Below are 14,940 nucleotides of genomic sequence, written 5' to 3'. Positions count from 1 at the left end.
ATTTATGAAACGTGAACAATTACCTTACCCGGAAGACCTGAGAGTTTTCCTGACAGTTTTACGCAAACACAGCTTTGTGGAGGCGGCGGCTGAACTTGGACAGTCCCCCGCCTATGTGAGCAAACGCATCAAAGTGCTGGAACAAACTGTAAAAGCCAAGCTCTTGCACCGGTCTACCCGCCAAATTGCCCTCACCGATGAAGGTGAAAAGATGCAGCACAGAGCCGCCCTGATACTGGGAGACCTGCACGACATGGTGAGCGAGCTATCGCAGGCAAAAACTTCGCCGAAAGGCCTGATCAGGATATGCAGCACCTTCGGCTTTGGCAGAATTCACGTTGCCCCAGCGGTTTCACGGATGGCACAGAGCTATCCACAGATGGAATTTCACCTTGAGCTTTTTGACCGGCCTGTTGACATCATCCGCGATGAGTTTGATCTGGAAATCCGCATTGGGGACGATCTGCCTGAGCAATATATCTCGACCAAGCTGTTGGACAATCACCGCATATTATGCGCATCCCCTGCTTACCTTGCAGAAAGAGGTACACCTGAGGTTCTCTCTGACCTGCGGACGCATAACTGCTTATTGATCAAGGAGCGGAGCGATCCCTTTGACGCCTGGCATCTTACTTCAAAGGGCAAAACCCAAAGCGTAAAGGTAAACGGCACCATGTCTTCCAATTTTGGTGAGATTGTTACGGGTTGGGCACTGGACGGGCACGGCATCATGCTGCGATCCCAGTGGGATATTCAGAAAGCGCTGGATGAGGGCGACCTTGTGCACGTATTACCTGACTATGTACAGAATGCGCCTGTGTGGGGCGTTTATCCAACGCGGCGGTCTCTTTCAGCCAAACTGAAAGTCTGCCTCGAATTTCTGGAAAATCACTTTCGCGCCGCCCATATCGGATAGCGGCGCACAATTATACACAAAACGTGCATGATTGTATCACAAACGAGACATTGATTTACCAATTGAGCCACCAATAGGCTTCACATTTAGCCTTCCATGCCTGGAGGGTCACTTGGTGGAGCTTCATATGTCCAAACTCGTTTTAATGCTATTTCTGATCATGTCGATGAGTGTTGCCGCAAACCCGGCTGCACACGCCCAATCGGCATTCTCCAAAAACGAACGCCGGATCATTGAATGGATCGACCAGCATAGTGACGAAGGGCTGGCCTTGCTTGAAAACTTGGTAAACATCAACAGCGGCACCATGAACCCGGCCGGTGTAAAAGCAGCAGCGGACCATCTGGCCGGTGAGCTATCCCCGCTTGGGTTTGCGCTCAACTGGGCAGAGCTGCCACCAGCCATGCAAAGAGCTGGTCACCTCTACGCCAACCACGAGGGAACAACCGGCAGGAAGATCCTGCTTATTGGCCATCTGGACACGGTTTTTGAACCCGGCGATGCCTTCCAGACCTATGTGCGTGACGGCAACCGTGCCGTCGGGCCCGGCGTGCTTGATATGAAGTCGGGAAACGTCATCATCGTGCAAGCCCTCAAAGCTCTTTTTGCCGTCGGTGCGTTAGATACCGCCCGCATAAAGATTGTGTTTTCGGGGGACGAGGAAGCGCCAGGCACCCCCTTGGCCACAACGCGACAAGGGTTGATTGAGGCCGGTTTATGGGCAGATGTGGCGCTCGGTTTCGAGCATGGCATTCGTGATGAGGCAGGTGACTGGGCGACCGTTTCACGCCGCGGATATACAGCCTGGTGCCTTGAAGTCACTGGCGAACAGGCGCATTCATTCCTTATTTTTAGCGAGAAACACGGTGCCGGCGCGGTTTTTGAAGCCACCCGCATTCTGAGCGAATTTTACACCACATTGCACAAGGAAAAATACCTCACCTTCAATGTGGGCACTTTGGCTGGCGGCACGGAAGCAAGCCAGGCCTGCGCGAGCGAAAACGTCAGCGGCACAGTATTTGGTAAAGCAAATGTCATTGCCCGGAAGGTAGTGGCACGCGGAGAAATGCGCACCGTCTCGGAGGAGCAAACATCAAGCACCAAAGCAGCAATGCGCGCGATTGTCGCCCGTCACCTGCCCAAAACAGACGCTACCATCACCTTCACAGAAGGCTATCCGGCCATGGCCCCAACCAAGGGCAACATGAAACTTTATCAAAAGCTATCCGACATCAACGAGGCACTTGGCGAGGGTAAGATGCATAAACTTGACCCGTTGAGGCGCGGCGCGGCGGATATCTCATTTGTCGCCCCTCATACAGATGCCCTTGCCGGGCTGGGCGGCTACGGCGCTGGCGCGCACTCGCCACAGGAACAGCTTGACCTCACGTCACTTCCACTGGCCACCAAACGCGCCGCCCTCCTGCTATACCGGCTGATCAATGAGACCGAAGGGCACTAGCGGTGCGCGCCATCCATCACCACCAGTTCAAACGCATCAACGGACCGCATCATGGATAAGGCTCAAGCCGCCCTAAAAGCCCGAAAAGATTTCACGCGACAACTGACAGTCCTGATCCTGGGCGCTGTTTTGTTTTGCGCCATTCTATTGATGCCACAGCCCGACGGCATGACTGTGCCAGCTCAAAAGCTGCTGGCCACTGTTGCCCTGATGGCTTTCTGGTGGATGGGTGGCGGCATATCCATTTCTGTCACCGCGCTCCTGCCCCTGATCCTCTTTCCGGCACTTGGCATCATGTCCAGCCAACAGGTTGCCCCCAATTATACCAACCATCTTGTGTTTCTGTTTCTTGGCGGTTTCATGATTGCCCTCTCTATGGAGAAATGGAACTTTCACAAACGTTTGGCCGTATGGTGCATTTCCGCGATTGGCACCAATCCACAAAAGATCGTGCTCAGCTTTATGGTTGCGTCGGCTTTCCTGTCCATGTGGATATCGAATACAGCAACGACCATGATGATGCTTCCCGTCGCGATGGCTGTGGTGCGGCAGGTGTCCGTTGGCGCCTCCATTGACGGTAAAAAAAGCGACAACACCGACGCCGAGGTCCAGAAAAGCCTCGGCCTTACGCTTATGCTGGGCCTGGCCTACGCCGCAAGCATTGGCGGGGTGGGCACTTTGATTGGCACACCGGCAAACATTGTTTTCTCCGGCTTTTTCAGCAACCTATATCCTGAGCGCGAGCCGGTTTCCTTCTTCCGCTGGATGCTGTTCGCGGTGCCGCTTGTATGCATTTTCCTGCCTCTTGTCTGGCTTTATCTCTGCCGGTTTGCCGCGCCAGTTTCTGTTGGCAGAATACAGATGCACACCACTATATCGTCGGTGATGTCTGAAGAACTGACCGCCATGGGCAAGCTCTCCCGCCCAGAAAAAATCATCGGCAGCATCTTTGCGGGCACCGCCCTTCTCTGGACATTCCGTTCACCAATTGACCTCGGCGCCTTCACCATACCAGGCTGGGCCGAAGCCTTCCCGCAGCCCGGCCATATTCAGGATGCAACTGTAGCCATGGCGATGGGAATACTTCTTATGTTGCTACCTGTCAGCCTTAAGAAGGGTATTCAGTTGGGGGACCGCCGGGAGTATTTTCTACTGGACTGGCAAACCGTTCAGGACCGCGTACCATGGGGTATCCTGCTGCTTTTTGGCGGCGGGTTTTCGCTCGCTGCTGGTTTTGCAGAAACCGGGCTTGATAAATGGATCGGCATTCACCTTAACAGCCTCGGTGTCCTGCCGGTCGCAGGCGCCATTCTGCTGACATGCCTTTTCATCACCTTCCTGACAGAACTGACATCCAATACCGCAACGCTAACCATGATATTGCCCATTATCGGTGCGGTCGCTGTCGCCAGCGGTTTTGATCCGCTCTTCCTGATGGTACCCGCCACCCTGTCTGCTTCGTTTGCATTCATGCTGCCGGTGGCCACGCCCCCAAACACCATTGTATATGGCAGCGGATGGGTTAGCGTTTCAGAGATGACACGTGCGGGTTTTGCCCTAAATCTCATCGGCGTTGTGCTGATAACGACAGCTTTGTTGCTGATTATCAGACTAGGCGTCTTCTGAAGGCTGATCATGCTACAATGTGGGTAACACAGGAGATCTTATGGCTGGCAACACATTGTCCCTTGAGGATATGCGGTTTTTTGTGGCGGTGTCGTCTGCGCAGTCACTTGCAGCTGTTGCCAGAGCGCTCGATGTCACCCCCTCCGCTGTGACGCAGCGCTTGCGTTCACTGGAAAAACGGCTGCAACTTCGCCTGATAGACCGAACCACCCGCGGCCTGAGGCTAACAGACGAAGGGGCTTTTTTGCTTGAGCGCGCACAGCGGCTAGTGGCGGAACTGGACGATATATCCGAAACGCTGAGCGCCCGCCGTGAAGAAGTTGGTGGGCACTTGAGAATTATCGCGCCACTTGGGTTTGGTAGGCGATATGTGGCGCCGCTCGCCGCTTCTTTCCGGCGAAATAACCCGCACGTCAAAATAAGCCTCACACTCACTGAGCGCCCCGCTCAGGCCATGGAGGACACATGGGATATCGCCATTCACATTGGCGAACTGAAAGATTCTTCACGCATTATGCATCGCCTGGCACCGAACGAGCGATACCTATGCGCCGCACCCGCCTATATCAATGAAAGAGGAACACCTGCATCGCCCGAAGACCTGGTGAACCACGATTTCATCGCTTTGCGCCAGAATGACGAGGACGTTACCCTTGTCTCGTTTGCTGATGTATCCGGCGCGCACCAGCAAGTGCGGCTTGCATCACAGTTTTCGAGTAATGATGGAGAATCGACCCGCCTTTGGGCGGAAGAAGGGCTGGGCATAATCTTGCGATCCGAATGGGACGTGGTCGATGATCTCAGGTCAAAGAGACTGGTTCGCATATTGCCGGACTATCAACTTCCAACCGCCGACATTGTTGCCCTTTTGGGGGCCAGAGAAGAAAAAACAGCGCGTGTCAGTGAGTTTCTGCGTCTGATGAAAGCGGCGCTTACGCCGGTGCCATGGCGCACCAAGAACCCAACCTGAACTGAACCAAGCGTCCAGCATGAAAACTGCTCACGAAAGCCAAGGGTTTTCTCGAAAATGCCGCGCCTCAAAAGTCCGGATATGAGGGGTTAGGCGCAATGTATGGGCGATAGCGTCTCCGCCCTGAAGCAGCGCTTGTTTTCGAAGCGTTTCAATCTCAAATGACACCTCTTCGCCGGCTGCAAGACGGATAGTCTGCTTGGGAAGGTCTATCGCAATTTCCTGCTCCCCCTCGTTGGCCACGGCGGCAACACGTTCAAAATCAGCAACCGGCAGTTCGATGAGCAACAGACCGTTACGTTGGCTGTTATCAAAAAAAATACCGGCAAAACTGGTGCCTATCAGCGCACGGACACCAAGTTGCTTAAGGCCCCAGACAGCATGTTCACGGCTAGAGCCACAGCCAAAATTAGGCCCAACAGCCAAAAACTTCGCGGCAGTCCATTCTGTTCGGTTGAGAACAAATTCAGGGTTTGGGACGCCTCCGGCCAGAAATCGTTGATCAAAAAAGATACCCTGGTCCAGACCTTTGCGGTCAATACCCTTGAGGAACTGCTTGGGCATGATGACATCGGTATCGATATTTTCCGCCAACATGGGCGCAATCACACCGTTCTCTACCTTGAACCCAGCCATATCAATCAGCCCTTTCCAGTTTGCGCACATCGAAAATATGGCCTTTAACAGCCGCTGCCGCCACCATGGCGGGGCTCATGAGATGGGTGCGTGCACCAGCGCCTTGCCTGCCTTCGAAGTTGCGATTGGTACTGGAGGCACAGCGGTCGCCTGGGCCCAGAACATCATCATTCATCGCAAGACACATGGAGCAGCCGGACTGTCGCCACTCAAATCCCGCATCAATGAAAATCCCGGCCAGCCCTTCTGCGTCTGCCTGTTCTCTCACCTGGGTGGACCCTGGCACAATGATAGCCCTCACACCCGTTGCGACCTTCCGGCCACGGACAACACGGGCCACATCGCGCAGGTCTTCGATGCGAGCGTTAGTGCAGGAACCGATAAAAGCGTGAGTTATCGGCACACCGGCGAGCGGCTGACCAGGGCTCAATCCCATATAGCTTAGGGCGCGCTCCATATTATGGTTTATACCGCCTTCCGCGCCTGCACGCAGGCCAGGCACCGCACCATCAATGCCTGCTACCTGATCCGGGCTGGTGCCCCAGGAGACCATCGGCTCCACATCTTCAGCATCAAGATATACCTCCCGATCAAAAACAGCCTGATCGTCAGACCGCAAGGCTCGCCAAGCTGTGACCGCCCTTTCCCAATCCAGCCCCCGAGGCGCGCGCGGCGTTGCCTTAAGATACTGGAAAACTTTCTCGTCTGGCGCCATGAAAGCACCGCGCGCACCAGCTTCAACCGCCATGTTGCATATGGTCATGCGCGCCTCAACGCTCAGGTCGTGAATGAGGGAGCCCGCGAACTCTACCGCGTACCCTGACGCACCCGAGGCTCCGATCTTGCGGATCACAGCCATGATGATGTCTTTCGACGTAACACCAATGGGCAGCCTTCCCGATATGGTGATCCGCATGGTTTTGAGGCGCTTGTAAACAAGGGTTTGCGTCACCAGCAGATGTTCAATCTCAGACGTACCAATGCCAAACCCGAAAGCCCCCAACGCTCCGTATGTTGTGGTATGGCTGTCACCAGCGGCTACCACCATACCAGGCAGGATAAACCCTTGCTCTGGGGCAACCACATGCTCAATTCCCTGCCTCTTGTCGAGAATATCAAAAAGCTCAATGCCATAGTCTTCGCAGTTTTTCCGCAAATATTCGATTTGCAGGACACCGTTGTCCCCGCGGCGCACTTGTCTACGCTCAGCAGACGTTGAATTCACATGATCAACAACAGCGAGTGAGGTGTTGGGCCGCCAAACGCTTCGTTCCGCGTCCCGAATTCCGCTGAAAGCCTGCGGGCTGGTGTATTCGTTCAGCACCTGCCGGTCGACATAGAGAAGGACGTGGCCCTGATCGTCCAGACTACATACTGTATGAGCATCAATATGCTTGTCATAAAGTGTCTTGGGCCCGTCACTGGTCTGAGTGTTCAACATATAGATACTCTGTGCTGGTAAGATAAGGTGACTGCCGTAAAACCGGCACCACACCAACTGGTGGCCACCGGACAAGTGACCGGCAACTGTTTGAAAGCCAGTTTCAGGCAAGCCGATGTGAAACGCTCAATCGTACCTTCACAATCAGGCTTGCCTGTCCCGGGGGTTACATTGTCTCAGTTGTCGTTCATGAGAGTCCACGCCTGCTCAACCGTCGCCCGGGCATCGCCCCAAACCTTGCGTTGCGCTGCAAGCGGGTCGGATACCAGACGCATATCAGGCCCAAATTCCATGGTTTGTCGGGTGCTGGGTTCATACACCGGCCAATCAGGGCCACCCGAGATCGTTGGGTCACCATTTCTGGCGAAGGATACCCAAGCGTCCATCGTTTGTTCGGCAATGCGCTCTCGTCTCGGATCATCTCCCGTGAACTGAATGACACTTGGGTCATCCAGCACCCCAAAAACGAACGGGATATCCATGGCATGGGCGGCCCCGTAATTCTTGTGTGTGGAATTGGACCGGTAGTTGAACAGATACATATAAACCGGCTGGGTCTGGCGTAGCATCTCGGCAAGGTCGATAGCCGGAAGCCGAAGAAAAGCGTCTGACCCTATCTGGATGACCGTATCGACCCACTCCGGATATTCGCGCTGGTACACATCAATGATGCTTTGGGCCCGCGTGCCAGCGATATCTGTCATTTGTTCCAAAAGCAGATCCGCCGGTTTATCACCGAGGTCGCTTTCTATCGCACTGACAAAATATCGCATTTCCTCAGACGTAGTACCCACCAGTACCGGCACATGATGTCCCCGGCCTTCCCGCAGGGTCTTAAATGGCGCTTCTTTTATCACCACGCCATCTACCAATGGGCCAAAGGTGCCGACATCTGCACTTTCGGAGAATAGTTTTTCCTGCGCTACGAGCAAATCTTCCATGGATAGCTTGAGCATATCGTCAGCCGATTTTGCCCCGGCGATGGCAAGGAAACGCTTGGATAGAGCGACCGCACGGTCCGTACGTCCTGCATCCCGCATAGGACCACCACTTTGGAGAATAGCCTTATGGAACAGCCCCTCTGCCTGTGACATGGCCAACAGATCACCCACGCTCGCTGCGCCGGCTGACTCGCCAAATATCGTTACACTGTTCGGGTCACCCCCAAAATTGGCGATATTGTCACGCACCCATGCAAGCGCGGCGATTTGATCAAGCAGCGCCACATTGGCGCTTTCCCTGTATCGCTCATCACCCATCGGGCCCAGCGCCAGAAAGCCCCACGCACCCAAGCGGTAGTTGATTGAAACAACCACAGCATCGCCCCGTGCAGCCAGATTGGCGCCATTGTACCAACTGCTTTCCGTGGACCCGACGACAAAACCGCCACCATGGATCCACACCAGCACGGGTCGTTTCTCGCCGTCTACCGCCGGGGTCCAGATATTGAGACCAAGACAGTCTTCGGCCATGAAAACATCGCTGTCCTCCGTGTCGTCATCGGACGGCACTTGCGGACATGCGGGCGGAAAATCAAGCGCCGGACGTGTGCCCCGCCATGCAATGGCAGGCGTGGGCGGCTGAAATCTGAGCGTCCCCACTGGCGGCGCAGCATATCGGATACCCCGGAACGCATTGACCTTATCCAGCACCTGGCCTTCAACTCGTCCCTGCTCGGTTTGAGCATATATTGGCTCATGCCCCCGAACTTGGGCTGCCGATACTCCAAGGCCAGTAAGACTTGCCAACAGGAAAGACACCAACGCTGGATAGCGACGCCAGTGCCTGACGCCTCTATGCGATTTGTTTTGCAAGAACTTCATCATCATCGTTGCCTTCCCTTTTAGAATCGCACGGCCGCGCTCAGGCCAATGGTACGCGGCCTGATGGTAGTTGAATAATAGAGCGGGCTACCAAGGCTGTCGTGGTACCGGCCAATGGCGGGGCTTTTGTTCAAAAGGTTGGTGCCATAGATTGCCAGGTCAAAAGCACCAACAGCGACACCAAGGCGTGCACCCAACATGGCAACGGCAGGATCGGTAAACATATCAGGGTCGTAGCTGGTGGTAAGCGGATCCTGCACCGGTGTGTTCACATTGTTGCGTGAGGCATAGGTATAATCGACCCGCACAAACGCCTGCCTTGACATCAGCGTATAATCATACTGACCCGAGAACTGCAGGTTCCATGGTGCAACGCCGGTTGAATTCCCGTCGTTGGCAATAATGGTCGGCGCGCCCGTACCACTGTCCGGTGCGCCATAGACCGTTTGATTATATTGCGCATCAGTGTAACTGCCAGAAGCTTCCAGTATCAGATTGGCAACCGGCTGCACTAACACTCCAAAATCAAAGCCCTTGATTTCCACTGTACCGAGATTGTCTTTGTAAGCAGAGGTGATACACCCGGTGTTGGTGACATACTGTTGCACATCATTCCACTTGATGTAGTAGGCGCTGCCCTGCAGTTTCACCCGCCCGCCAGACAGTCTGGTTTTACCGCCAACTTCGTAGCTCCAGAGGTCATCTGACGCATAGGTTTCAGGTGCCTGCACTCCTGCAGGGCAACCAGGGCTACCCGTCGGTGTGGGCGCGAAGTTCACGCCGCCAACCCGGTAGCCTTTACCGGCTGTTACATAAAGTGTGGTGTCGAGGCTCGGTTCCCAGCTCAGGGAAACTTTCGGCGTCAGCGGTTTTTCAACCGGTGTGTTACCGCCGCTGGGTTCAGGTTGACTGTTACAGATGCTGCACAGCAGCGGACCCGCTACTTCACGCTCAAAATCCAGCTTTGTATGGGCATACCGGAGGCCCACTGTTAGCTTGAGATTGTCGAGAATTGCATATTCTGCCTCACCAAATATTGCTGCCTGTTTATCGATGGCGGTTTGATCAATGGTGCCGCTGTAGATACCGTCCACAAGGCCGTCACCAAAACAATCATCTGCCTCAAGTGTGCAGCCATAGATGCTGTCTGTCAGTTCAGGCAAAAAAGGATCGATAACAAGTTGGTAGGTTTGCAGACGCGCGCGCTGGAAAATAGCACCAACCACCCAATTGAAACGGCTGTCGGCATCGCCCGATTGCAAACGAAATTCCTGCGTAAAGTCTTTCTGGGTGACGCCGGAGTTTGAAACTGCACGGTATTCAGCCAGTGGCTCAACCGGAATCGGGTCTCCCACAAGGGCCTGCCAGATAAAGTTGGAATAGTCTGAGAGACGGTCCAGCTTCCGGTCAAAATAGGACGTGTTTGAAATAAGCTGCATGTCGCCGATGTCCCATTCGATCTTCAGCGCGCTGAGAGAATATTTGTCATCAATAGGTTCTGCCTGGGTATTGCCGGTCACAAAGTCCGAGCTATCCCTGTCTGACAGACTGTTCCAATAGTGGCTATCGTGGCTGTTTCTGTCCTGATAGAGGATCGAGGGCGAAATTGTCAGATTATCCGTTGCCGCAAGCTTGAGGGCTCCACGGAAAACAACTGTTTTGTCGGCATTGATGTCTTCTTCCGTCACGTCAGTGCCAGTGAACGGCGTGCGGTCGACGTACCCCCCTGCCTTGCGGTAAAGCAAGCTGGCACGAAAGCCGAGCTTGTCTTCAATCAGCGGCCCGCCAACAGCGGCGCCCATCTCATAACTCGCTTCGCCGCCTTCGGTGGTGCTGATCTCGCTTTTGGCGTGCCCGGTATAATCCTGGAGCCCGGGTTCTGGCGTAATGAAGCGAATGGTGCCGCCCATGGATCCGGTCCCGAACAATGTGCCCTGAGGACCGCGCAAAACCTCCACGCGCTGGAGATCGAAAATCTGCGGATAGGTAGTCTCGGTCACCACACCGGTACCTGAGCGCACCTGTATCGGTGTATCGTCAACATAAATACCGGTTGTGGATGCACCCACGCCAGACGCCACGCCACGAATGGAGATGCTATTTACCAAACCGTCTGCAGGGGCGAAGTGCACACCCGGCGTGAACCGAGCTACATCGTCAATCGCCTTTATGGTTTTGGCTTCAAGCTCAGCGCCCGAGAAGGCCGAGATGCTCATGGGCACTTTGTCGATTGACGCTTCGCGCCGCGTGGCCGTGACAACCACCTCTTCAATTTCAAACTCGCTTGTCGAGCTTCCGCCGCTCTGCGCGGCTTGCGCAAGTGCATGATGTGATATGCTTGAACTTAGCGCCAGTACGATTGCCGATGCCGTCAGCGACTTACCGCGCCCCAGTTCAGCCCGCATGGATTTTTCTGTATTTCTCTGGTGTTGCATAGTGTGGCCCTCCACGTTTTTCCCTTTGAATTAAGGTCACATGAAGCAAAGCCATCACACAATTGAGCCCGAATTTACTTGATAGTTAAGTTCGACCTAAATGCTCAAAGGCGCGCATTCAGGCGTGCTATTTCTACCTGTTCACAAAATAGCGGACAAAATTCTGTCCGGTAGTCTGTGACACGATTTTCGCTGACGACCACATTTTTATGACGTCGGAACTGCGTTAAGTTATTGTTTTATATGAGTCTGGAATCCGGCGTTTTCTGAAACGCGACAAGTGTGGTTGTCGCGCGTCACAAATCACCGGATTCTGCGTCACAGTTTCCGGATATTTCGTTCACCTGAAATTTTGGGAAAGTTCTGCACCATTTTGAGGCGCATCAAACTGGCACATTTCTTTATGAATATTGCGCGGAAGAGAAATATCGTTCCTTTGAAAATATCGACGTCAACTACCCACTTCCTATCCCTGAAGAAAGAAGGCCCGTTGGTGGTATAGTTGACCTAACTTCAGCTAGTCGCGGCAATTTCCAAGGTGCGAAGGGGAGTGAGGCGAGTAACGCAAAGCGGAATTGAAGTTATTGCCTCTCCAGGTTCATTGGTGTTATTCTACAGGCAATACGGCTGGCTCCGCTGCTTATGCAAGGGTCAGCCCTCTTCATTTTAGGACTATTCTCGTAGTCCTCGAGTAGCTCAGACACCAATCTCTATGCCGCATAAATACCACGGCATAAAAGACAGCTTGAATTGGTGAGGCACGATGCCCCAAGTCAACGATAGGTAATGATACATGATCTCAGGGAGAAGTCGAACGGCTTTCGAGGTTGATCGGCCTTCAATCAAACCTCCTGAGACTTTATTTTTCGGCAGTTAAGATCAAAACCGCTCGGAATGATTGTTTACTAGAACGTAGAGTCAGCTTCCGTGACGTTACTAAAAGTGTTGGAATGTACGACCTCGTGGGACATCACGTGTAATTTAATTTGCACGAAGGACGATGACCATGAACAGTGATGAAAGAGAGGCCTGCCGCGTCACGCTTGAATCCTATACGGGTACCTGATGACATATATGAAGTGCTTGTGACATTTAGCGCCAAGCAAGCCGCCTGGAAATCCGGCGGCCATTCATACAACAATTTCAGCGATAAATATAACCTCCGTACCAGCTCCTTACCTCAAGGCGTTTCTGGTGTTTTAGCATATGCACGCCAGCTATTATTGTAGTTCAATGGCGATTTTTAGCAGAATCTTTGGTGGAGGTTCAATACTATAAAGTGTTGTATTTAATGTAGTTTATCTGAGAGAGAAATCGGTATGCGCCTACGCTTTTATCACATGCCAGCTGTTCTTTGCGTTTTGTTTTTAGCCGCATGTGAACAGGTTACAGCGGCCCCATCGTCATGGGTGATTGACAATGTTGTTATTGTAGACGGGAAAGGTAGCCCGAAACAGCATGGTTCTGTCAGGGTCAATAATGGCATCATAGAAGCAGTTGGCAGTTTAACTTTCCTTGCCGGTGAACAGATCATTGATGGCGAAGGGCTGGTTTTAGCACCTGGATTTATCGACACCCATAGCCACCATGATGCTGATATGGAGCAGCGACTTGATGCGGTTGCGGCTACCAGCCAGGGTATAACGACCATTGTCCTGGGGCAGGACGGTTTTTCAAACTATCCGCTTGTCGACTTTTACCAACGGCGTGGCGAGCGGCCCGCTGCTGTCAATATTGCCTCATATATCGGGCACAACTCCCTGCGTGCCAGTGTGATGGGCGAAAATTATAAACGAGTGGCAACACCTGGTGAACTCTCTGAAATGCAAGACCTTCTGGTGGCTGAGATGGCAGCCGGAGGATTGGGCCTGTCGACCGGCCTTGAATATGACCCGGGCATTTATTCAGATGCGAACGAAATAATGACACTGGCGCAGACAACCGCGAGCCTTGGCGGGCGTTATATCAGCCACATTAGAAGCGAAGACAGACAGTTGTTTCAGGCTGTGGATGAAATTATAACCATTGGCCGCGAGACTGGCATGGCAGTGCAAATTTCACATATCAAGTTAGCCATGAAAAGCCTTTGGGGGCGGGCTGATGAACTGATTGAGCGGCTTGATAGTGCCCGTTCAGAAGGTGTTGATATTAGCGCAGACATCTATCCCTATGAATATTGGGCTTCCAATTTATCGGTGCTGCTACCTGAGCGAAATTTTGATGATCGGGCGGCAATTCAATTTGCCCTTAGCGAACTTGTACCACCAGATGGACTTATACTCGTGGCGTTTGCGGCAGACCCCTCCTTTGTAGGAAAATCGCTCGCACAGATTGCAGAAGAGCGAGCTGAGGACCCAATTGATACATATATTATGCTCTTAAAAAAATCAGAGAAATGGCAACATGAAAACCCGCACAGCGACCAGATTACAGATGCTGTTATGGGCCGCAGTATGGCCACAGAAGACATTGTGACGTTGCTGAAATGGGACCATACAAACCTTTGCACCGATGGAGCACATATAGGGCACCCAAGGGGGGTGGGAAGCTACCCTCGTGTGCTAGGCCGCTATGTTCGGGAAGATGGGGCACTAAGCCTGGAAGAAGCGGTACGTAAAATGACTTCTGTGGCAGCAAAGCATGTTGGTATTACAGACCGTGGTGTTATTGCGCCGGGCTATGTTGCTGACCTGGTCTTATTTGATGCTGAGACTATCATTGATAAAGCAACATATCAGGACAGATCCCGCCAGTCAGAAGGTGTTGTCAAAGTGTGGGTGAACGGTGAGTTGACATTCCGGAATGATAAACCAACCGGTGCCCGGGCCGGTAAGCTGATCAAGAAACTTTCAGATCAGCCAGTCAAATAGGGACTTCTTATTATTGGACGGAGTAACGTAGTCTAGCTGTATGACATAGTTTTGTGAATGATAGACACTAAGGAAACCGACCGTGACCCGATATAATAACCCTCTGAACTTGGATAGGCTCGATTATAAAATCATAACGGCTTTGTTGAAACAAGGCCGCATCACAAAAGTGCAGCTATCTGAAGAAGTGGGTTTGTCTGCCTCCCCATGTTGGGAGCGTATGAAGCGGCTTGAGAAAGAAAAAGTTATTAGAGGATATCATGCGGATATCGATCTCTCAAAGCTGGTCAATATTTCTTTCTTCCGTGTTGAAGTTAAGCTGGAAAACTATTCCATGCATGCAACACATCGTTTTGAAGACATGATCAAACGAATGCCTGAAGTCGTTGAATGTGAGGCTGTGCTCGGCTCGCAGGATTATATGGTGAAGATTGCCGCAGTCAGCGTTGAGAAATACCAAGAGATTATCGAGCGCATGATGAACCAGAAAGACGTAACGTTTGACTATAGGACATATCCGGTCACCAAATCAGTGAAGACAATGAATGATGTTAGTATCCAGAGCGTTATTGCCGTAGCAAATGAAGAGTGAATGGCGTTTTGGGAAAACGATGCGTCACTCTACAGCTAGTAAGGATCACTAGGGCGAACCTCTTCATTCAAAATATTGCGCCCTTTAGGTGGACTGTGATTCCAAGCTCCCAAATAGGAAATTTTATAGGGTGGGTTTGTCCGAAGTGACAAGGAGCGCCTCATCATTG

General features: G+C 52.7%; 10 protein-coding genes. 6 read left to right on the top strand and 4 right to left on the bottom strand.

Features of this window, described 5'->3' with window-relative positions:
• Positions 1-4 precede the first annotated feature (4 nt).
• From ACOOGA_RS13690 to ACOOGA_RS13675, 4 genes are all read left to right on the top strand, one after another.
• The gene (locus tag ACOOGA_RS13690) at positions 5-916 is read left to right on the top strand and encodes a LysR substrate-binding domain-containing protein (protein WP_417460068.1); all 912 of its coding nucleotides are present in this window, start codon (positions 5-7) and stop codon (positions 914-916) included.
• 127 nt (positions 917-1,043) lie between these two features.
• On the top strand, positions 1,044-2,378 hold the full coding sequence (locus tag ACOOGA_RS13685; protein ID WP_417460067.1) for a M20/M25/M40 family metallo-hydrolase: 1,335 nt from the start codon (positions 1,044-1,046) through the stop codon (positions 2,376-2,378).
• 51 nt (positions 2,379-2,429) lie between these two features.
• Positions 2,430-4,004, top strand: a complete 1,575-nt coding sequence (locus tag ACOOGA_RS13680; RefSeq protein ID WP_417460066.1) for an SLC13 family permease — start codon at positions 2,430-2,432, stop codon at positions 4,002-4,004.
• A 40-nt stretch (positions 4,005-4,044) separates the two neighbouring features.
• The gene (locus ACOOGA_RS13675) at positions 4,045-4,974 is read left to right on the top strand and encodes a LysR family transcriptional regulator (protein ID WP_417460065.1); all 930 of its coding nucleotides are present in this window, start codon (positions 4,045-4,047) and stop codon (positions 4,972-4,974) included.
• Positions 4,975-5,004: 30 nt separating this feature from the next.
• On the opposite strand, the gene leuD is transcribed toward ACOOGA_RS13675, so the two are convergent.
• The 4 genes from leuD to ACOOGA_RS13655 all read right to left on the bottom strand — a co-directional run bounded on the left by leuD (position 5,005) and on the right by ACOOGA_RS13655 (position 11,309).
• The gene (gene leuD / locus ACOOGA_RS13670) at positions 5,005-5,610 is read right to left on the bottom strand and encodes a 3-isopropylmalate dehydratase small subunit (RefSeq protein WP_417460064.1); all 606 of its coding nucleotides are present in this window, start codon (positions 5,608-5,610) and stop codon (positions 5,005-5,007) included.
• A gap of 1 nt (position 5,611) precedes the next feature.
• Positions 5,612-7,051 (bottom strand): 3-isopropylmalate dehydratase large subunit, encoded by a 1,440-nt coding sequence (leuC, locus tag ACOOGA_RS13665; protein ID WP_417460063.1) that lies wholly within the window; start codon positions 7,049-7,051, stop codon positions 5,612-5,614.
• 176 nt (positions 7,052-7,227) lie between these two features.
• Positions 7,228-8,880 carry a carboxylesterase/lipase family protein gene (locus ACOOGA_RS13660; protein ID WP_417460062.1) on the bottom strand — a complete coding sequence of 551 codons (1,653 nt, stop codon included), beginning with the start codon at positions 8,878-8,880 and terminating at the stop codon, positions 7,228-7,230.
• A 14-nt stretch (positions 8,881-8,894) separates the two neighbouring features.
• A complete protein-coding gene (locus tag ACOOGA_RS13655) occupies positions 8,895-11,309 on the bottom strand; it encodes a TonB-dependent receptor (RefSeq protein ID WP_417460061.1) in 2,415 nt (804 codons plus the stop codon).
• 1,340 nt (positions 11,310-12,649) lie between these two features.
• Here ACOOGA_RS13655 and ACOOGA_RS13650 point away from each other — a divergent pair.
• Positions 12,650-14,179, top strand: coding sequence for an N-acyl-D-amino-acid deacylase family protein (locus tag ACOOGA_RS13650; protein ID WP_420428883.1), 1,530 nt, complete (start codon positions 12,650-12,652; stop codon positions 14,177-14,179).
• A gap of 82 nt (positions 14,180-14,261) precedes the next feature.
• Complete coding sequence (locus ACOOGA_RS13645; RefSeq protein ID WP_417460059.1) at positions 14,262-14,771, top strand: Lrp/AsnC family transcriptional regulator; 510 nt, start codon at positions 14,262-14,264, stop codon at positions 14,769-14,771.
• The last annotated feature ends 169 nt before the right edge of the window (positions 14,772-14,940 follow it).

The organism is Kordiimonas sp. (assembly GCF_965216265.1).
GTDB lineage: Bacteria > Pseudomonadota > Alphaproteobacteria > Sphingomonadales > Kordiimonadaceae > Kordiimonas.
This window is presented reverse-complemented; position numbering and strand designations above follow the sequence as displayed.